Source organism: Synechocystis sp. LEGE 06083, assembly GCF_015207725.1.
GTDB lineage: Bacteria > Cyanobacteriota > Cyanobacteriia > Cyanobacteriales > Microcystaceae > Synechocystis > Synechocystis salina.
In genome coordinates, this window is record NZ_JADEWJ010000041.1 from 1 (window position 1) to 18,916 (window position 18,916).

Annotated in this window: 22 protein-coding genes; 15 read left to right on the forward strand and 7 right to left on the reverse strand. The window is 50.5% G+C overall.

The features are described 5' to 3' along the window. Positions 1-169 (forward strand): DUF3119 family protein (locus IQ219_RS05025; RefSeq protein WP_194071912.1); only part of this gene is annotated, 169 nt, incomplete at its 5' end. Beyond that, entirely contained in the window at positions 166-1,368 is a 1,203-nt protein-coding gene (locus tag IQ219_RS05030) for a DUF3086 domain-containing protein (protein ID WP_194071913.1), read from the forward strand. The genes IQ219_RS05025 and IQ219_RS05030, both read left to right, overlap by 4 nt. A gap of 33 nt (positions 1,369-1,401) precedes the next feature. On the opposite strand, the gene IQ219_RS05035 is transcribed toward IQ219_RS05030, so the two are convergent. Then, a complete protein-coding gene (locus IQ219_RS05035) occupies positions 1,402-2,577 on the reverse strand; it encodes a cysteine desulfurase family protein (protein ID WP_194071914.1) in 1,176 nt (391 codons plus the stop codon). 175 nt (positions 2,578-2,752) lie between these two features. Here IQ219_RS05035 and IQ219_RS05040 point away from each other — a divergent pair, with 175 nt between their 5' ends. Continuing rightward, positions 2,753-3,220, forward strand: a complete 468-nt coding sequence (locus IQ219_RS05040; RefSeq protein ID WP_190597279.1) for a phosphate-starvation-inducible PsiE family protein — start codon at positions 2,753-2,755, stop codon at positions 3,218-3,220. Between the two features lies 1 nt (position 3,221). Here IQ219_RS05040 and IQ219_RS05045 read toward each other — a convergent pair whose 3' ends face one another. Both IQ219_RS05045 and IQ219_RS05050 read right to left on the reverse strand, forming a co-directional pair. After that, positions 3,222-4,391: an FAD-dependent oxidoreductase gene (locus tag IQ219_RS05045; protein ID WP_194071915.1), complete on the reverse strand. Its 1,170-nt coding sequence runs from the start codon at positions 4,389-4,391 to the stop codon at positions 3,222-3,224. Between the two features lie 67 nt (positions 4,392-4,458). After that, positions 4,459-4,851 (reverse strand): hypothetical protein, encoded by a 393-nt coding sequence (locus tag IQ219_RS05050; protein WP_194071916.1) that lies wholly within the window; start codon positions 4,849-4,851, stop codon positions 4,459-4,461. Positions 4,852-5,025: 174 nt separating this feature from the next. Here IQ219_RS05050 and IQ219_RS05055 point away from each other — a divergent pair, with 174 nt between their 5' ends. Then, positions 5,026-5,277, forward strand: a complete 252-nt coding sequence (locus tag IQ219_RS05055; protein WP_190597274.1) for a DUF2283 domain-containing protein — start codon at positions 5,026-5,028, stop codon at positions 5,275-5,277. Positions 5,278-5,357: 80 nt separating this feature from the next. Here IQ219_RS05055 and IQ219_RS05060 read toward each other — a convergent pair whose 3' ends face one another. Then, positions 5,358-5,615 (reverse strand): hypothetical protein, encoded by a 258-nt coding sequence (locus IQ219_RS05060; protein WP_199309594.1) that lies wholly within the window; start codon positions 5,613-5,615, stop codon positions 5,358-5,360. A 168-nt stretch (positions 5,616-5,783) separates the two neighbouring features. Here IQ219_RS05060 and IQ219_RS05065 point away from each other — a divergent pair, with 168 nt between their 5' ends. After that, positions 5,784-6,725, forward strand: coding sequence for a tyrosine-type recombinase/integrase (locus IQ219_RS05065; protein WP_194071917.1), 942 nt, complete (start codon positions 5,784-5,786; stop codon positions 6,723-6,725). Between the two features lie 45 nt (positions 6,726-6,770). On the opposite strand, the gene IQ219_RS05070 is transcribed toward IQ219_RS05065, so the two are convergent. Then, a complete protein-coding gene (locus IQ219_RS05070) occupies positions 6,771-7,028 on the reverse strand; it encodes a ribbon-helix-helix protein, CopG family (RefSeq protein WP_228016722.1) in 258 nt (85 codons plus the stop codon). A 317-nt stretch (positions 7,029-7,345) separates the two neighbouring features. Here IQ219_RS05070 and IQ219_RS05075 point away from each other — a divergent pair, with 317 nt between their 5' ends. Further along, positions 7,346-8,464 (forward strand): FAD-binding oxidoreductase, encoded by a 1,119-nt coding sequence (locus IQ219_RS05075; protein ID WP_194071918.1) that lies wholly within the window; start codon positions 7,346-7,348, stop codon positions 8,462-8,464. Between the two features lie 45 nt (positions 8,465-8,509). Here IQ219_RS05075 and nblS read toward each other — a convergent pair whose 3' ends face one another. Further along, a complete protein-coding gene (gene nblS / locus IQ219_RS05080) occupies positions 8,510-10,501 on the reverse strand; it encodes a two-component system sensor histidine kinase NblS (protein ID WP_190597266.1) in 1,992 nt (663 codons plus the stop codon). 195 nt (positions 10,502-10,696) lie between these two features. Between nblS and IQ219_RS05085 the strand changes: the two genes are divergently transcribed. The 4 genes from IQ219_RS05085 to IQ219_RS05100 all read left to right on the forward strand — a co-directional run bounded on the left by IQ219_RS05085 (position 10,697) and on the right by IQ219_RS05100 (position 14,243). Next, positions 10,697-11,122 (forward strand): photosystem I reaction center subunit II PsaD, encoded by a 426-nt coding sequence (locus tag IQ219_RS05085; RefSeq protein WP_194071919.1) that lies wholly within the window; start codon positions 10,697-10,699, stop codon positions 11,120-11,122. Positions 11,123-11,243: 121 nt separating this feature from the next. After that, positions 11,244-12,770, forward strand: coding sequence for an anthranilate synthase component I (gene trpE / locus IQ219_RS05090; RefSeq protein ID WP_194071924.1), 1,527 nt, complete (start codon positions 11,244-11,246; stop codon positions 12,768-12,770). 89 nt (positions 12,771-12,859) lie between these two features. Next, on the forward strand, positions 12,860-13,768 hold the full coding sequence (gene crtE, locus IQ219_RS05095; protein WP_190597262.1) for a geranylgeranyl diphosphate synthase CrtE: 909 nt from the start codon (positions 12,860-12,862) through the stop codon (positions 13,766-13,768). A gap of 79 nt (positions 13,769-13,847) precedes the next feature. After that, complete coding sequence (locus tag IQ219_RS05100) at positions 13,848-14,243, forward strand: hypothetical protein (protein ID WP_194071920.1); 396 nt, start codon at positions 13,848-13,850, stop codon at positions 14,241-14,243. Here IQ219_RS05100 and IQ219_RS05105 read toward each other — a convergent pair. Then, positions 14,240-15,097, reverse strand: coding sequence for a CPBP family intramembrane glutamic endopeptidase (locus tag IQ219_RS05105; RefSeq protein WP_194071921.1), 858 nt, complete (start codon positions 15,095-15,097; stop codon positions 14,240-14,242). The two genes, IQ219_RS05100 and IQ219_RS05105, sit on opposite strands and share 4 nt — an antisense overlap. A gap of 185 nt (positions 15,098-15,282) precedes the next feature. On the opposite strand from IQ219_RS05105, the gene phoU reads away from it, so the two are divergent. The 5 genes from phoU to IQ219_RS05130 form a co-directional block, all read left to right on the forward strand. Continuing rightward, a complete protein-coding gene (phoU, locus tag IQ219_RS05110; protein WP_190597256.1) occupies positions 15,283-15,957 on the forward strand; it encodes a phosphate signaling complex protein PhoU in 675 nt (224 codons plus the stop codon). A 161-nt stretch (positions 15,958-16,118) separates the two neighbouring features. Continuing rightward, positions 16,119-16,574 carry a ribosome maturation factor RimP gene (gene rimP / locus IQ219_RS05115; protein WP_190597254.1) on the forward strand — a complete coding sequence of 152 codons (456 nt, stop codon included), beginning with the start codon at positions 16,119-16,121 and terminating at the stop codon, positions 16,572-16,574. A 75-nt stretch (positions 16,575-16,649) separates the two neighbouring features. Beyond that, a complete protein-coding gene (gene nusA / locus IQ219_RS05120; RefSeq protein WP_194071922.1) occupies positions 16,650-18,026 on the forward strand; it encodes a transcription termination factor NusA in 1,377 nt (458 codons plus the stop codon). A gap of 63 nt (positions 18,027-18,089) precedes the next feature. Continuing rightward, positions 18,090-18,344 (forward strand): YlxR family protein, encoded by a 255-nt coding sequence (locus IQ219_RS05125; protein ID WP_190597250.1) that lies wholly within the window; start codon positions 18,090-18,092, stop codon positions 18,342-18,344. Positions 18,345-18,603: 259 nt separating this feature from the next. Then, on the forward strand, positions 18,604-18,916 hold a 313-nt coding region (locus IQ219_RS05130), incomplete at its 3' end, for a translation initiation factor IF-2 N-terminal domain-containing protein (RefSeq protein ID WP_194071923.1).

The window sequence follows — 18,916 nt, forward strand, 5'->3', positions numbered from 1 at the left end:
CCCCTACACAGAGTGGCAAAACTGGCGAATCTTTTGGGAACCCGCTCCCATTTTGTTTTATTTTAAAGAGGTCAAGAGCATCCATTTTTTGCCGATTATCTTTGACCCCGGTACCCTCAAGGCTTGTCTTGAGCGCCATTGTCCCCTCCAGTCCCTACGTCCGGAATGACCCCAGAATTGAATCCTAATTTTCCCGAAGAAACTCCTTCTGATGCTTGGCTGACCCCAGCGGCTGTTGGCCAGGATGGTGATGCCCATGAACCGGAGCAAGATCGGGAAGGAGATGGGGTAGTGGCAGAGGAACTTTCCCCCTCGGAGGAGTTGCCCCCTATGGATGCCATGGTGGCGGAAGTGGCAGAAATAGCTCCAGTGGTGGAAGCTCAATTGGAGGCCGAACCCCCAGCGTTGAGTGACTTAACCGCCCAAAAGACCGCCCTAGAAAAGGAAATTGCCGCTCTGCAACGGGAAAAAGCCCAGTGGTATGGCCAGCAGTTCCAGCAATTACAACGGGAAATGGCCCAGCTAGTGGAAGAAGGCACCAGGGAATTAGTGCAAAAAAGAGCAACCCTGGAAAAGGAAATTGAGAAGTTAGAACGGCGCCAGGAACGGATTCAACAGGAAATGCGTACCACCTTCGCTGGGGCTTCCCAGGAGTTGGCTATCCGGGTGCAGGGCTTTAAGGATTATTTGGTGGGGAGTTTGCAGGATTTGGTTTCCGCCGCCGACCAATTGGAGTTGGGAGTAGGGGACAGTTGGGAATCTTCCTCTACCCATGGGGATGCGATTATTGAAAATGCTGACACCACCCCGGTGGTAAGTTTTGCAGAGCAGGGTTTCAGTAGCCAAAAACGACAAATTCAAGCTTTGTTGGAACAGTACCGCACCCGCCCCGATTATTACGGACCCCCTTGGCAATTACGTCGCACCTTTGAGCCGATCCATGCTGAGCGGATTGAAAATTGGTTATTTACCCTGGGTGGCCGGGGCGCCATCCTTAGTTTAGACAGTCGTTTGCAAAATATTTTGGTGGGTTCAGCGGCGATCGCCATTTTGAATCAACTCTACGGCGATCGTTGTCGGGCGTTAATTTTGGCAGCCACACCGGAACGCTTGGGGGAATGGCGACGGGGTTTACAGGATTGTTTGGGTATTTCCCGCAGTGATTTTGGCCCAGAGCGGGGCATTGTCCTGTTTGAATCTGCTAGTGCTCTGATTCAGCGGGCAGAAAGACTAGTCGGCGATCGCCAAATGCCCTTGGTCCTGGTGGATGAAACAGAAGAACAAATTGACTTGGCCCTGTTGCAATTTCCCCTTTTACTGGCCTTTGCGCCTAGTTACCAAGCCGGGGGCAGTAACTATTTTTCGTAGTCTAGTCGAAATCAAATTAATCCAGTCAGTGCCCTAACCTTGGATGCCGGTTAACTGGGGACAAAGTTGGGCAAAAACCTCTTTAATGGTCCGGGCCGTTGTTTCAATATCAGCCATGGTGGTTTCCCGGCCAAAGGTGAGACGAATACCAGCTAGGGCCTGCTGTTCTTGATAACCCATGGCCAACAGTACCGGACTGGGATTGAGTTTACCGGAATTGCAGGCGGCCCCGGCACTAATGGCAATGCCTTCCCGATTCAAAGCCCGCACCAATTGTTTTCCTGTCAGCCCCGCAGTGCAATGGCGACGGGATTGGACGACAAAGCTAACGTGATGGGGCAACCGATAAAGGCGATCGCCAGTGGGGGTCAAAAATTCACAATCGGCCAGTAGGTCAAAGCAACGGTCCCGCAGAGCTTGTAGCCTGGCTACTTCTTCGGCCAATTCCCCTTGGGCCAACTCGGCGGCCATCCCCAAACCAACAATGGCCGGCAGGGGAGGAGTTCCGGATCGTAAACCCTGTTCTTGGCCGCCTCCCATGAGCAGAGGGCCAATGGCCAGGTCGGGATGGATGTATAAAGCGCCAGCGCCTTGGATGCCGTAGAGTTTGTGGCTGGAGAGGGAAAGGAGATCCACTGGCAAATGTTTCACGTCCACTGGACAGCGCCCCGCCACCTGCACTGCATCGGTGTGGAAGGGAATATGGCGTTGTCGGGCAATGCGCCCCAATTCTTCGATGGGTTGGAGGGTGCCCACTTCACTTTGGCCATAGATGACGGAAATTAGCACCGTATTGCTTTGGATGGCCTCGGCTAGTGCGGCCGGATTGACCCGACCCTGGGCATTGACCCCTAGACGAGTTACTTGCCAACCTTGGTTTTCCAACCATCGCACCGGGGCGGCGATCGCCGAGTGTTCCACAGTGGAAATGATTAAATGTTGGGGGCTGGGGTAATTGCGGGTGACCCCAAACAGAGCCAGATGGTTAGCTTCGGTGCCACCGGAGGTAAAAACGATACTGTCGGGGTGGCCAGCGTTGAGCAATTGGGCCACTTGCAGGCGAGCGGTTTCCAGGGCCAGGGCGGCCCGGTTCCCCCAATGGTGCAGACTAGCGGGATTGCCCCAACTTTGATCCAAAAAATTTTGCACTGCGGCCTTTACCTCTTGCCGGGGCGGAGTGGTGGCACTGTAATCGAGGTAAATTTTCATGGCACATTGATCGGGTAACGGATAACACTCTTCCTATGGGATTAACCCCATTGTAATCTTCCCCACCCCTCCGGCGATCGTCGAGAAAATAATTATCATTGCAAACTGGGCAAATTTTGGCTGATCATTGCCGATAAAATATGGCGAGACCTTTGTTATTGCTCATTGCTACTCCATGAAATCAATCCAGAGATACATCAGATTACTATTATCTACGGATCAAGACTCACTATTTTTGTCGGTGCTACGTAGTTTTGAGAAGCTAGTTTCTAAATTACTGGCCATTTGCCTGATGGTGGTGGTTTTTGTTGCTGTATTCGACCTCTTTAAGGTGTTAGTTATCGAATTACGGGGGGAACCCTTTGGTTTTTTTAATCGAACTTTGATTGAAATTTTTGGTTTATTTTTAAATATATTAATCGCCCTAGAACTGTTGGAAAATATCACCGTTTATCTGAAAGATAATGTTATCCAAGTGGAACTGGTGATTGTGACGGCTATGATTGCCGTGGCCAGGAAAATTATTATTTTTGACTTCAGTAAATATGAAGGCTTAGATTTATTGGCGTTGGGCTTTGCGATTTTGTGTTTGGCGACGAGCTTTTGGATGATTAAGAGGCTGAATGTTAATATTAAGCATTAACTTAGTACAAAGTTTGACAATTTTCCCACAGGGGTAGGGGTTGCAATTCCCGCCAGCTAATCCCCTTGGCGATCGCCAGTAGTAATAAGGACATACTTTCCTGGCCCCGTTGCCCAAACCAGTGGGCGCTGATAATCCGGTCTTGGGAGTCCAATGCCAATTTAAACATTCCCCGTAGGTCACAGTGGTCGCTGTAGGGTTCAAAGCCCCGGATGATTTTCTGGGCATAGTCCAGAGCGGTGGGGTCGCCGATGCGATACCAAACAGGCTCTAGGTCAACGGTAAAGGGTATTTGACCGTAGTTAATGGGGGTCGCATCTTGGCCTAAAATTCGGTGGACCACATACTTGGCTTCCTGCTGGGCAATGGCGGGGCAACGGTAGCCTTTTAACCAATCACCACAGGCATAAATTTGGCCATGGGCGGTTTGCAAGTTCGGGTTTACCGTTAGGTAGCAATTTTGCCTTGGGCTGGCATTGTCATTTAATTGCGGCAGGTTAGCGAGTAAATTACCGTACTGCGGCGATCGCCCCTTGGAACGTAAGTTATCCACAGTGAGGTGATGGCTAGCCCCCTCGGAACCATGGTTAAACTGGAGGCCATAAGTGCAATCGCTTTGGTTGTGATGGGAAACCAAGTTACGGCAATTAAACCAAAATTCAATGCCTAAACTGACCAAATAGGTTTGCAGAAGGGCCGCCATTTCGGAGTCTTCCCCCGGTAATAGCTGACTATTGCGAGTCAGGATGGTGACCCCATGGCCCTGTTTGGTTAACTCCTGGGCTAAAACCAGATTTTCCGGCAAGGCCCCCACCAAAGCCCACCGTTGGGGAGTTTCACTGAGACGATTAAAGTTTTCTTCATCAACTTTTCCGCTGGAAAGTAAATAATTTTCCCCCTCTAACGTCCGCTCTTCGGTTTGATATAGCAATCCTGCTGCTGCTTCTAAAAAAGTGCCCTCTCCCACCACCACATCCACGGTCTGGGCCGCTAGCAAACGTAACTGCTCCCAAAAGTTTTCCTCCGCTAACTCTCCATGGCGATCACCAGACCAACCCCGTTCCCAACCCTGGGTGACTAGGGCAATTCTCGCCGCGGGATATTGTTCAACGCAGCTATGGGCCGCCGCTAACCCCTCTGGACTGGCCCCGATAATCACTAGCTGATACATAGTTGACCTTTAACTGATAACAGGCGATCGCCTTCCAGGGAATTGAAGGATGGAACAGTTTACCAACCTAGGGATTGATTACCGTTTCTAGTCCCAAATTTTGCAAACTCAAGGCCGCCTGTTGGGCGTTAAGGGGGTCACTAAAACTACCAATTTGCAATAGCCGTTGCCCATTGAAGGTGGTGAAAAAGGCCCCAGGATAGGCGGCTTTAACCTGTTGTTCCTGCACTGGAGAGGTTACTAGGGCCATCACCCGGTAGGAAGTGGCATTGGGGGTGAAGCTCAACGCACTGGGGTCAGGCACTGGATTAGGGCTGGTGGGGGGCGGTGGTAGCAATTGGGTTTGGCTAACCAACATAGGAGACTGCAGGGGCACAGCTTCGGCAGGGGCGATCGCCGAGAGGCATAGGCAGGCCCCAAGGACGGCGATCGGGAAACGGTAATTGATAACGATGGCCATGGGCGAACAATTAAAGGGGGGATAATTCTCTTTCCTGGCAATTCTACCCCTAGCCTTGCTCTGGTATGGATTTAGTGGGCTGGAACCTTGACTGTCCGGGGACTATCTTATACTAAGGATGTGATAATGGATGTTTCCGCATCCTTGATTTTCACCATAAACCAGAGGTAAATAATGAACAATATCGAATATGACCCAGAAGTTGATTCAGCCTATTTTCGGCTGGCAGATCAACCTGGGATTGACTCTGAAGAAATTGCAGACGGCATTATTGTTGACTATGACCAAAACAGGAATGTGATCGCCGTAGAGCTTTTGGGAGTTAAGACAATTAGCCCCGATGATTTTCAGAAACTAAAGTCTTTACTTTCACAATCAGCCTTGGAGCGACTTCAAGAATGGTTGCCCAAATTGGCGATCGCCTAATTTTTTTATTTTTTTGACACTCCCCCAAATAAAAATCCCCGGCTTTGGCCAGGGTGATAGTGGTTTAACAATGCTTACTGTTAGTCTTTGCTCAGTCCGGTTAGGTGACTCAGAATCACATCTAACTTGCCATTAACTTCTGCCTGTAATCCTTTAATCTCAGCTTTGATAGCTTCCAGGTCTTGCTCCTGCAAATCAAATGCTTCCCCTATCCAACCGCTTGGATCAAGAATGTTATCTAGCTGTTGATGTCCATCCTCTAGCTTCGTTAATCGCTTTTCTAAGCTGGCTACCTTACGAAACAAATCATAAAACCTTGGGCTATCCATTTCAGTCATGGGTTACACCTCCTTTAAAGTTCAAATTTTGGTTGGAAAGGGAGAGTTTGCGGCCTTTCCTTTTCTGCTTTTAGGGTAACGGATCAGAGTGGGTACCACGACTGCCGTCAAGTTATAGAACTTTACCTGATGGTTAAAGAGCAAGAATAAAACAACAACTTTCCCCCTATGTTTCTCCCTTCCCCTACCAATTTATCTGGGCTTAACCAAAACATCCTCGAAGAACTACTGCGGGATAAAAGATCCCCCAATACCCGGAGAACATATGCCAAAGCGTTAAAGGATTTTTTCCTCACCATGGCCGGGGAAGAACCGTCCCCAGATGTCATTGCCTGGTTTTTGAGCTTGGATCATTTCGAGGCGATCGCCATGGTTTTACGCTATCGAGCGGAATTATTAGAAAGGGAATTGAAACCAGCCACCATTAATGTGCGATTGGCGGCGATCAAAAGCTTGGTAAACTACGCCCGTCGGGTAGGCAAATGTCAATATACCCTGGAAGATGTGGAAGGTTTAAAAGCAGAAACCTATCGGGACACCACCGGCGTTAGCCCCACTTCCTTCAAGCAAATCACCGACCACATTGCCCCTGATTCCCTCAAAGGTAAGCGGGATTTAGCCATTCTGCGTTTGCTCTGGGACAATGCCCTCCGAAGAGCGGAAGTTTGCGGTCTTAACCTGGGGGACTATCAGCCAACGGAGCGTCAATTACTCATTAAAGGCAAGGGAAAATTAGGCAAACAGGCTATCACCCTCAGCACTAAAGGCATTGCTTTAATTAACCAATGGTTAACTGCCATTGGGCCCCGCCCTAAAAATGAGCCCCTATTTTGCACCCTCGACCGGGCAACTTTTGGCCATCGCCTCAGTGGTAATGCCATCTATAACATCGTCCGCACCAGTGCAGAATCCGCCGGGATCAATAAAGTTATGAGTCCCCACCGAGTACGCCACAGCGCCATCACCGCCGCCCTAGAAGCTACCAATGGTGACACTCGCAAAGTGCAAAAACTAAGTCGCCACAGCAATTTAAATACCCTGATGATTTACGACGATAACCGCCACCAGCACCAGGCTCAAATCACCGATATTCTGGCGGATCTACTTTAAATTTCCCAGTTTATGGAAAAAATCTTGGTAATTATCCTAATTTTCTTAGCCAAACTTTTCCATCATCGTTTTTGCTCGCTTATGGTTGGCGATCGCCTGGCGAAATTCAGCCTTTTGTTTCGCCTGTTCCAGAATGGCGGCCCAGGCCTCTTTGTCTTCCAGATAGTGCTCAAATAAAGCCTCAAATAAAACTTCTCTGCTCAAACCTTCCTTGGCACAGAGCTTACCAATCCGCTCCATAAGCTTGCTCTCCAGGCGGATGGTGGTCTGTTTGGTGGAAAAATTTTTGCTAATTTTGCCCATGGAGTTTACAGTGCTAGAATTTAGCATTACTTTAATTTTGGTTAACTTAGTTACTAGATTTCTTGGTTTAAAATATTTTAGCAACTTTGTTGCTTTTTAGTCTAGATACCTAGAATGCTAAATATCTGAACTTTATGAGTCTAGAATTTACAGATTAAAGAATTCTAGAAACTAAAAATATGTCGAAAAATTTATTACCGTCGCCGGGATAGGAGGCAATTATTTTCTGGGAGACGGGGTACAAGCTCTTTTAGAGTGAGAGCAAAACTTGAAATTTTCCCCTATGATCAAATTTTCAGCATCAACAAAGTTCGCCAATGCCAAAAGTAGCTATTGTCGGAGCTGGGGTGGTGGGGGCCACCATCGCCTACGAGCTTAGTGGATTGCCAGGGTTAACCATTGACCTGTTTGATGCCCAGGCACCAGCCCAAGGAGCTACTGGAGCAGCCTTAGGCATTTTGATGGCGGTCATTAGTCAGAAAACCAAGGGCAGGGGTTGGCGCTTGCGGGAACAGAGTTTACAGAGATACCGCACCCTTTTACCCGAACTAGAAGCGGCTACAGGCAAGGCCATTCCCGGCGATCGCCAAGGCTTAGTAAAAATCTTGCTGGAAGCGGATTGGTCCCGCTGGCAACAACTGCAAACTGTGCGTCGCAGTCAGGCCTATCCCCTGGAATTGTGGACTAGGGCAGAAGTTGAACAAAAATTATCGGGCTGGTCTTTGGACTACGAAGCCATGGCCGGAGCCATCTATTCCCCCTGGGATTGGCAAATTCAGCCCCAAGCTCTCACCCAAAGTTTGATTGAAGCAGCCCAACAACGGGGAGTGCGTTGCCATTTCCAGCAAACTGTTCATTCTCTGCCTCCGGCTACTGTTAGTAAACATTGCCAGAGTTTGCCCACTAGCCAGGATGATTTTCCGGTGGACTACGTTATCGTCACCGCCGGCCTAGGCAGTGATCCCCTAGTAGGGACCGCAAATGGTAAAAATTCACTATTGCAGTTACAGCCAGTGATTGGCCAAGCTTTCCTACTACAATTTGCCGACGCCGATAATCCCCTGCACCATTCCCCTTGGCGATCGGTCTTGACTACAGAAGATATTCACCTCGTCCCCCTTGCCAATGGCCAATTTTGGTTGGGGGCCACCGTGGAATTTCCCGCCGACTGTCCCAGCGGAGAGCCTAATACTGAACTAAGGGAAAAGCTTTGGCAACAGGCGATCGCCTATTATCCATTTTTAGAACGGGCAGAAATTATTAATTATTGGAGTGGGAAACGTCCTCGGCCGGTGGGGGAAAGTGCGCCGGTAATCCGCCCTCTGGATGGCTATGACAATGTTCTCTTGGCCACTGGCCATTACCGCAATGGTGTGCTCCTCGCCCCAGGCACAGCCCAGGAAGTAAAAACTTGGTTAAAGACAAAACTAGCCTAAAGAGAGAAAAATTTGGCGTTTAAACCAACGTCGCCAAAGAAAAACCTAGCCCACCACCATCAACATGGATTGATATACCGCCAGATCAAACCAAAAGGTGGTACCAACCCCCACCTCACTGACCAAATGAATTTGGCTTTGGTGTTTGGCAATGATGTTTTTGACAATGGAAAGCCCCAGTCCCGTACCTTCCAGGGTGTGGACTCGGTTTTCCACCCGAAAGAAACGCTCAAAAATAGCCGCTTGATCCTCTGGGTCGATGCCAATGCCAGTGTCGGAAATTTCCACCCGGACTAGTCCTGGGCCATCTTCTGCCCTGAGGTTACTGCGGTGGAGAGCATAGGCCCGCACAATGATTTTCCCCCCGGCTTTAGTGAATTTAAAGGAATTACCAATTAAATTGGTCATTACCTGCAGGAGTAGGTCGTAGTTGCCCAGGGCCAGGGGTAGATCCGGATCCAAGATTTTTTCTAACTGTAGTTGTTTATCCTTGGCATTGAGTTGGTAACTACGTAAACTTTGCTCAATTAATTGGTGCAGATCCACCGCATCCAACTGGTAAATTTTTGAGGATTCCAGCCGGGATAAATCCAACACATCGTTGACCAACCGGCTCAGGCGATCGGTTTCGTGGTTGGCAGTTTCTAGAAATTCCTTCCGCTCCACTTCACTCAAATCTTCCCCAAACTCGCTCAGGGTTTCAATGAAGGATTTGATGTTGAATAGGGGGGTACGCAGTTCGTGGGAAACATTACTGATGAACTGACTTTTGGCTTCATTTAATTCCACTTCCCTGGTAATGTCCTGCACCGTCATGACAATGCCCCGTAAATTTTCCCTGTTTTGATCCAACACCTGGGTCAACATCAGACGAATGGTGCGGGGAAACGGTTGGGTGAGGCTAATGCGAAATTCTTCCGGGGCATAGGTTTTATCCTCCTCTTTTTCTTGAGGCCCATGGCCGGGGGCAAACAGCAAGCTTCCCTGGTCAGCAGCCAATTCTCTCAGGGGTTGGGTCAGTTGGGCCGTGATTTCTGGGGGTAAATTTTCCAGTAGATTCTCGCCAATGATGGGCTTATTTTCCCAGGCAAATAGGCGGCGGGCAGTGGGATTGACCAACAATAGTTCCAAGTTGGTGTCCACTAACATGGCCCCATCGGCGATCGTGGAAACCAGGGTGTCCAGTTTGGCTTTTTCCGCAGTCAACTCTTCAATGTTTTGGGCTTCATAGCGCTCTAGCCTCTCCGCCATCTCGTTGAAGTTAACAATTAATTCCCCCAATTCCCCCCCGAAGGGCAGGGTGATTCTCTGCTTAAAGTTACCGGCGGCGATGTTCTTTACCCCAAGCAATAATTCCTTAATCGGTTGGGTAATGGTGAGGGCATTGAATACAGCCCCGAGAATTACCATCACCCAGATGGAAATAAAAACAGCAATGGTCACATCCCTGGTCAAGTTGGAAGAGTTGACCGCAGCGGGGTTGGGGTTGATCCCGATCGCCAAAACTCCGAGGGATTTGCCCTGGTATTGCAGGGGAATGAAGACATCGGTGACATCGCCATTGGGAGTGTGGTGTTGCCGCACAAAAGGCTGGTCAAAGTTATGGGGATCAATCTGGGGTAATTCGATGCGCCGCTCTAGGGTGAGGGAGTTTTGGACGGTTTCTTCGGAATATGGAATGCCAAAAAAGATCTTGCCGGAGGGGTCAGCATAGATCATGTAACGGATGTTAGAAGTATTTTCGTAAAAGCGACTGGAAAACCGGGCCACTTCCGTCAAATTTTTATCGGCAATCATTGGGGCAACATTGGCCGCCAACAACAAACCCACATCCCGGCCAAAACGGGTATCCACCAATTGAGCATCCTCTTGGATTGTATTTACTGCCCAAAAAGTTAGCCCACTCATCAATAGGGACACCACCAGGGTGGCCGCCGCCATCAACCGAGTTTGCAGGTTAAACTCAGACCACCATTTCCGCAGAAAACCCTGCAGGGTCTGTAAAATCGCTGTCGGATTGGACACAGAAGTCCCCATAATCTCCTTGCCAAAACTCCTATGATTCTATCTTGATTACACCAACCTACTAGGGGTTCTAGCAGAGATCCGCTACCCGGTGCAGCGGGGGACAAAATTTGGTGAAATGTTACAGTTCTTGACAAAGCCAGATGGTAACCGTAGGTCAGTGGTAGGATTCCCTAAAATACCTTATGAAATTCCATTTTCATCCCTATGACAGAACTCTCTGGACAACCGCCTAAATTCGGTGGCAGCACTGGTGGACTTCTCTCCAAGGCCAACCGGGAAGAAAAGTATGCCATCACCTGGACCAGCGCCTCTGAACAAGTTTTTGAAATGCCCACCGGCGGCGCGGCAATTATGAATGAAGGGGAAAATCTCCTTTATCTAGCCCGCAAAGAACAATGTTTAGCCCTCGGAACCCAGCTACGGACAAAATTTAAACCCAAAATTCAAGACTACAAAATTTACCGTGTTTATCCCAGCGGTGAAGTTCAATACCTGCACCCCGCCGATGGCGTTTTCCCTGAAAAAGTCAACGAAGGTCGGGAAGCCCAAGGTACCAAAACCCGCCGCATTGGCCAAAACCCAGAACCTGTAACCATCAAGTTCTCCGGTAAAACCCCCTACGAGGTTTAGTTCCTGGCGATATTTGCTTGCGGAACTTGCACAATTGGCAGAAGTTTAACTAACGGGCGAATTTGTTAAAGGCACCACTGCACCTTTGACAGTTCGCTCTTTCACTGTTGGCAAAGGTTTTATGATTTCCCCTGGGTTTTCTCACTTCACTGAACTCGCCCAACACGGTAATTTTATTCCGGTGTATCAAGAATGGGTGGCGGATTTAGAAACACCAGTTTCTGCTTGGTATAAAGTTTGCTCCACCCAACCCTACAATTTCCTGCTGGAGTCGGTGGAAGGGGGAGAAAATATTGGCCGCTATAGCTTCCTTGGTTGTGACCCAATGTGGGTATTGGAAGCCAGGGGGATGGTAACCAATTTAGTTTGGCGGGATGGCCAGAAGCAGACATTTGCCGGCAATCCCCTAGATATTTTGTCCCAATGTTTGGAATCCATCCGCCCGGTGAATTTACCCCAGCTACCTCCGGGCATTGGTGGGCTTTTTGGGGTTTGGGGCTATGAGTTGATTCGTTGGATGGAACCCAGAGTTCCCGTTTATGAACCCCAGCCCGAAGACCTACCGGACGGCATTTGGATGCAGGTGGATCATCTGCTGATTTTTGACCAGGTAAAACGCAAAATTTGGGCGATCGCCTTTGCGGATCTGCGGGGAGAGAATGTGGACCTGGAAGCCGCCTACCAAGCGGCCTGTCAACGGGTGACCAAATTGGTTCTGCAATTGCAACTGCCCCTGCCCCCCGATGCCACTCCCCTCGAGTTATTGAGTCCAGGGCAGCTCCAGGGCAAAGAACTGCACTACGGCAGCAATACGGAACGAGGCAAATTTTTAGAGGAAGTGACCACTGCCAAGGATTACATTACTGCGGGAGACATTTTCCAAGTGGTGCTCTCCCAAAGGCTCTCCACCATTTATCGGGATGATCCGTTTAAGCTGTATCGTTCCCTCAGGCTGATTAACCCTTCCCCCTACATGGCCTATTACAACTTTGGCCATTGGCAAATTATTGGCTCCAGCCCGGAGGTAATGGTGAAGGCGGAACGGCAACCGGACGGGAAACTCGTGGCGACGGTTAGGCCTATTGCGGGTACTAGACCCAGGGGCACAACCCACCTAGAAGATGAACAGTTAGCGGAAGAATTGCTCAACGATCCCAAGGAAATTGCTGAACACGTCATGCTGGTGGATTTAGGCCGTAACGATCTGGGGCGAGTCTGTGTGCAGGGTTCCGTTAAGGTCAATGAATTGATGGTGATTGAGCGTTACTCCCACGTTATGCACATTGTTAGCAACGTCATTGGGGAAATGGCTGCCGATAAAACGGCCTGGGATCTGTTGAAGGCCTGTTTTCCCGCTGGCACTGTCAGTGGTGCACCCAAAATCCGAGCCATGGAAATTATTAATGAACTGGAACCGGAACGGCGGGGTCCCTACTCTGGAGTGTATGGCTATTACGATTTTGAAGGGCAATTAAACACGGCGATCGCCATTCGTACCATGGTGGTCCAGGAACAGGCGGATGGAACCCATCGGGTATCGGTGCAGGCCGGAGCGGGCATTGTGGCGGATTCCGATCCCCAAAAAGAGTACGAAGAAACCCTCAATAAGGCCCGGGGCCTGTTGGAAGCCATTCGCGCCCTATCCTAGGTTTCTTCCATCACCCCTACCTGTAAAATGGGCCGTAGGTGCCGTCCCCGGCCATTGCCCAACACCGTTATTCAGTATCCAGTGACAGTATGGTTGCCCAACAAACACGAACCGACTTTGATTTAGCCCAATACTTACAAATTAAAAAAGGCGTGGTCGAGGCAGCCCTAGATAGTTCCCTGGCGATCGCCCGCCCCGAAAAGATTTACGAAGCTATGCGCTACTCCCTGTTGGCGGGGGGAAAACGACTGCGCCCTATTTTATGTATTACGGCCTGTGAACTATGTGGCGGCGATGAAGCCCTGGCCCTGCCCACGGCCTGTGCCCTGGAAATGATTCATACCATGTCCCTCATCCATGACGATCTGCCCTCCATGGATAATGACGATTTTCGCCGGGGGAAACCCACTAACCACAAAGTGTACGGGGAAGACATTGCCATTTTGGCCGGGGATGGACTGCTGGCCTATGCGTTTGAGTATGTAGTCACCCATACTCCCCAAGCCGATCCCCAAGCTTTGCTCCAGGTCATTGCCCGTTTAGGTCGTACCGTGGGGGCTGCCGGTTTAGTGGGGGGTCAAGTCCTAGATCTGGAATCGGAGGGACGCACAGATATTACGCCGGAAACTTTAACTTTTATCCATACCCATAAAACCGGAGCGTTACTGGAAGCTTCCGTGCTCACGGGGGCGATTTTGGCGGGGGCCAGTGGGGAGCAACAACAGAGATTGGCTCGCTATGCTCAAAACATTGGTTTGGCTTTTCAGGTGGTGGATGACATCCTCGACATTACTGCCACCCAGGAAGAATTGGGTAAAACCGCCGGTAAAGATGTCAAAGCCCAAAAGGCTACCTATCCCAGTCTGCTCGGTTTGGAAGCTTCCCGGGCCCAGGCCCAAAGTCTGATTGACCAAGCCATTGCCGCCCTGGAACCCTTTGGCCCCGCCGCCCAGCCTCTCCAGGCGATCGCCGAATATATTGTTGCCAGAAAGTATTGATTCCTTGCTTTGGACTGGTTTCTCGTTAAGCTGGGGACAGTTTGATCTGTTCAATGCATTAACTGAACTCACACTCGCCATGCTGGGAAATTTTCAACATAGCCAACTCCGCCTTGAAGTAGAAGCGGCGGCGCCGGTAATTCGGGACAGCTTAACCAAAATTCCCCAACTGCGGCAATGGTTAGCGCCCCTCCCCCTGGGGGAAGGTTTACCGGAACGTCTCGTCCCCGGTGTGACGCTCCACACTGGCATTGGTTTCGCCACGCTAACCCAAACGGTGGACCGGGTGGGGGACGACCATTTACGCCTCATACTCAGTGGGGCCATTGACGGTTTCCATGAATGGTACTGGGGCGATGGCTGGGTACAATCCCGCTTGGAGGGCATTTCCCTTTTGCCCTTAAATTTGGGCCAGACGGTGAGTTTATTGAAGTTGCGGCAATTCGTTACCGGAATTAAGGCCCAGTCCGTTTAAACCGAAGCTTTGTGTCCCCGGCTCACCAGCAAGAGTAAAAGGGATAAACCGGCAATGCCCATCACCCCGGAGAGGGGATTTTGATCAATGCCCGTTACCCAGGCCGGTACCCTATCGGTATAGCTGACCAATTGCCCCACATTGACAATGTAATAGGCCCAGACCAATCCTCCGTGGAGACCAATGCAATGCCCCAGGCGATCGCCGTGGCGGTGTTTCGTGACCACCAAGCTCAAACCCAACAACACCAAAGCAGGAAATTGGGGTAGGGTGCGGATTACTTCCCCCAGGGGCTTAAGAAAATGGAGCACGGCAAAAATGATGGCATTACTGCCCAGGGAAACTCCCCTGCTGTAACCCTGTTCCAACTCCTTCAGCAACCAGCCCCGAAAAAATAACTCCTCCGCCAGGGCCACTCCCAGCCCCGTGAGGCTCCCCTGTAGGATAATTGCCCAGAGGCGATCGCCAGCGGGTTCCAGCACCGCCCACCCCAACAACGCCTGGATGATAAACAAACCGAACGTAAAACCAAAACCCAGCCCCAGCCCTTGTAATAACTCCACTCCCTGGCGGCGGTTCCAGCCCAAACCATACTCCCCATAAGCCCTTAGGGACAGCGGCGTTTGGTAACACCAATGACTCCAAAAAATTAGCAGGACGAGGAAAATTAAAAATAAAATCCCCATCACCACAATGGAACGCAAATTGGCATCGGCGATCGCCAGGGATAGGGGCAGCAAAAACGGCAACCAGGCAATGGCCAACAGTAAAATGAACACACCTATTCTCAATGGGGGAGCTAGCCGAGCCATGGCTTGGCCGTTCAACCTAAAATTAACGACGGATTTGGGCATGCTGTTCTTCCTGAATAAAGCTCAATAGTTTGTTTGCAAAGAATCCCTTGGTAAAGTCCCATGCTGCCCCTTACATTGACCCATTAAAATCAGGACTTTTCACCAAAATTAGATAGTTAGGCAGACTTGAGGCTCCGTCCCCGCTCCCAGTTGTTTCCATTGCTCTCTCCATCCCCATTCCCGCCATGGCCGCCAGTTTATCCCAACAGATTAACAATCCCGAACGTAGTTATTTTGAGCAAGCCCTCAAGCGGGTGGAGCAGGACGTACTCCGCATGGGAGCTTTGGTGGAGGAATCCTTCCGCATGAGTCACCAGGCCTTGTTTGAGAATAGATTGGAAACTCCCCTCAAAATTGTCGAATTGGAAAAGGAAATTGATCGCCTCTACCGCCACATTGAACAGGAATGCGCCAGTTTTCTCACCCTCCAGGCCCCCGTGGCCCAAGATTTACGCCTACTCAGCGCCATTATGCAATTGGTGCGGGACTTAGAAAGAATTGGCGACTATGCCCAGGATTTGGGGGAAATTGCCATGAAGTTGACCCGTTATCCGCCCCATCCCTGTATGGACGACATTGCCGCCATGGCCTGGCAAGCCCAACACATGTTAGACCAAAGCCTCGTTTGCCTCACCCAGCTAGACCCTAATGCTGGGGAAATTGTCAAAAAAATGGACGATGTGGTGGACGATGCCTACGATCGCCTTTATAAAACCCTCGCCTTTCAGCGGGATATCAAAGGAGTGGTGGAACCTATTTTGCTCATGGCTCTAGTTATCCGCCACCTGGAAAGAATGGCCGACCATGCCACTAACATTGCCCAACGGGTTTCCTATATCGTCACTGGCAAAAGGGAATGAGGTAAGGCGATCAATTAGGGACTGGGGAGATTCGGTCTGATGGCAACGAAGATTTGCTAAACTAGACGGAGAGTAGATACGCAACGGTGCGGTCTGCCCCAATCTTGGACTTTTTTCCAGAAGTGGGTGTCCCCCGCTTTTTTTATGCCCAATTGTATTCAATGACCCATCCCGTAATTCCCGACATTCTTGCATTAGCACAGCCCATTGCTGAGGATTTGGGGCTGGAAGTGACGGATGCGGTGTTCCAAACCAATAAACGTCCACCGGTGTTGCGGATTGATGTCCGTAATCTCCAGCAGGATACTAGCCTAAATGACTGTGAAGCCTTTAGTCGGAGCTTTGAAGCCCAATTGGAGGAAAGCAGTTTGATAGCCAGCGCCTACGTGTTGGAAGTTTCTAGCCCAGGCATTTCCCCCTACCTCGCCACGGAGCGAGATTTTATTGCCTTTAAAGGGTTTGAAGTGATGGTTACCAGTGACAATCCCCACCAGGGTCAAAGTCAGTGGCAGGGGAGTTTACAGGGGCGAGATGGAGAGGCGGTGTACTTGAGCATTAGGGGGAGAACCGTAGCTATTCCTTTGGCAGCGGGGTTAACGGTGCAGCTACCCCATTGATTGACCCCAGAATCTAGCCAGCCTAGCTCTGGGGACGGCCTAGAGCCTTATCGCAAACATTTTGGAGGATTTTCCATGTCTCTTGTCAGTTTACCGGGGCTCCCGGCCATGATCAGTGAAATTAGTAAGCGTAATAATTTGCCCACCACGGCGGTGGAAGAAGCCCTACGGGAAGCTTTATTGAAGGGCTACGAACGTTTTCGGCGATCTCAGTTGATGGGGCACCAATTCCCCGAAGAATATTTCAATAACTTTGAAGTGGAACTAGACACGGAGGAAGAGGGTTTTCGGGTGCTTTCCACCAAGCGCATTGTGGAGGAAGTGGAAAATTCTGACCAACAAATTTCCCTCAAGGAAGTACTAGAAGTGGCCCAAGAAGCCCAACTGGGGGACGAAGTGGTGTTGGATGTGACCCCGGAGCAGAAAGACTTTGGGCGCATGGCCGCCATCCAAACTAAGCAGGTGCTACTGCAAAAACTGCGGGATCAACAACGAAAAATTATCCAAGAAGAATTCCAAGATCTGGAGGGGTCAGTGCTCAATGCCCGGGCCCTCCGGTTTGAGCGCCAATCGATCATTGTGGCAGTGCAGAGTAGTTTTGGCCAGCCAGAAGTGGAAGCGGAATTGCCCAAGCGAGAACAGTTGCCCAATGATAATTACCGGGCTAACTCCACTTTCCGGGTGTATCTCAAACGGGTACGGGAAGGCTCCCAACGGGGCCCCCAATTGGTGGTCTCCCGGGCGGCGGCCGGTTTGGTGGTGGACCTCTTCAGTGTGGAAGTACCGGAAATTGAAGAAGAAGTGGTGCGCATCGTGGCAGTGGCCAGGGAAGCTAAACCCCCTTCCCCTTCCGTAGGGCCCCGCACTAAAATTGCCGTGGATACCCTGGAGCGGGACGTGGATCCAGTGGGGGCTTGCATTGGCGCCCGGGGTTCCCGGATCCATGCGGTGGTCAATGAATTACGGGGAGAAAAAATTGATGTGATCCGTTGGTCCCCAGACCCCGCTACCTACATTGCCCAGGCCCTTAGTCCAGCCCGGGTAGACCAGGTTTACCTCATCCATGCGGAGGAGCGCCATGCCCTGGTAATTGTGGCAGAGGATCAACTTAGTTTGGCGATCGGTAAGGAGGGGCAAAATGTCCGTTTGGCAGCCCGTTTAACCGGTTGGAAAATTGACATCAAAGACCCCGAAACCTATGCCCGGGATAAGGAAGCCATTGAACAATCTATTTTGGAGCGGGCGGCGGCTTCAGCCCAGGCCAGGGCAGAACGGGAAGCAGCGGAACAGGAAGCCCAGGCTAAATTAGAAGCGGAAATGGCCGCCCTCCAAGCGGAAGAAGCAGAAGAATTGGAGTCCACTGCCGAGGCGATCGCCGGGGGGGAAGAAGAACTGGAGCAATCAGACCAAGACCAAGGGCCGGAGTTAGGGGATGAAGAAGCGCTAAGCTAGGGAAGATTGACAATGCCAGCTTTCTGCTAATTTGTCCTGACCATTTCTAGCCCACCGTTGACCATGGCCCCCGGATACCGTCGTTGCCTCAGTTGCCGCAAAGTAGGCGATCGCCGACAATTTTGGCGAATTGTCAGAGTCTATCCATCCCGAACTGTACAATTAGATCACGGTATGGGGCGATCGGCTTATTTATGTCCGACCCATGACTGTCTGCGTAAGGCTCGCCACAAAAATCTGTTGGGGCGGGCCCTCCGAGCCCCAGTCCCCAGCCATCTCTTTGAGCAACTAGAAGCTCGTCTTCTCGCCACTCCCTGAGGCCCTGTCATAAACCCTCTCCCTATCCACCACCATGGATGCCCCTTGCCGAAACTTACCCAGCGGCAGTTATCGTTAGTTAGCATTAGGAGTAAGACCATCTACCATCTCGGCTTCACCTTATCAACTCCGCAAAGCGTTCCCGGGGACGATTCCCCTGGAAAGAGTTAGTGCTCTGTCTGTGCACCCAGTCTTTGCACTCACCTAAACCAATTTGTCACTTATTAAATTTATGGATCATTAGTCAGGGGGACAGTGGATGAACAACGCCAAAGTCAGAATTTATGACCTATCAAAAGAATTAAATCTGGAGAATCGAGATATTTTAGACATCTGCGAACGGCTCAACGTGGCCGCCAAAAGTCACAGCAGTACCATTAGTGAATCCGATGCGGAGCGCATCAAAGCGGCGGCCGAAAAATTCACCCCCCAGCAACCAAAGAAGCCTAGAGTGGCCGCTAAGCCAGAGTCGAAAGAGGATAAGTCAGATCCCAAGCAACAAAAGATTTTAGCAATCCACCACAAACAGGAGAAATCCGGCGCTGCATCTCCGGCCCGCCCCACCCCTGCTC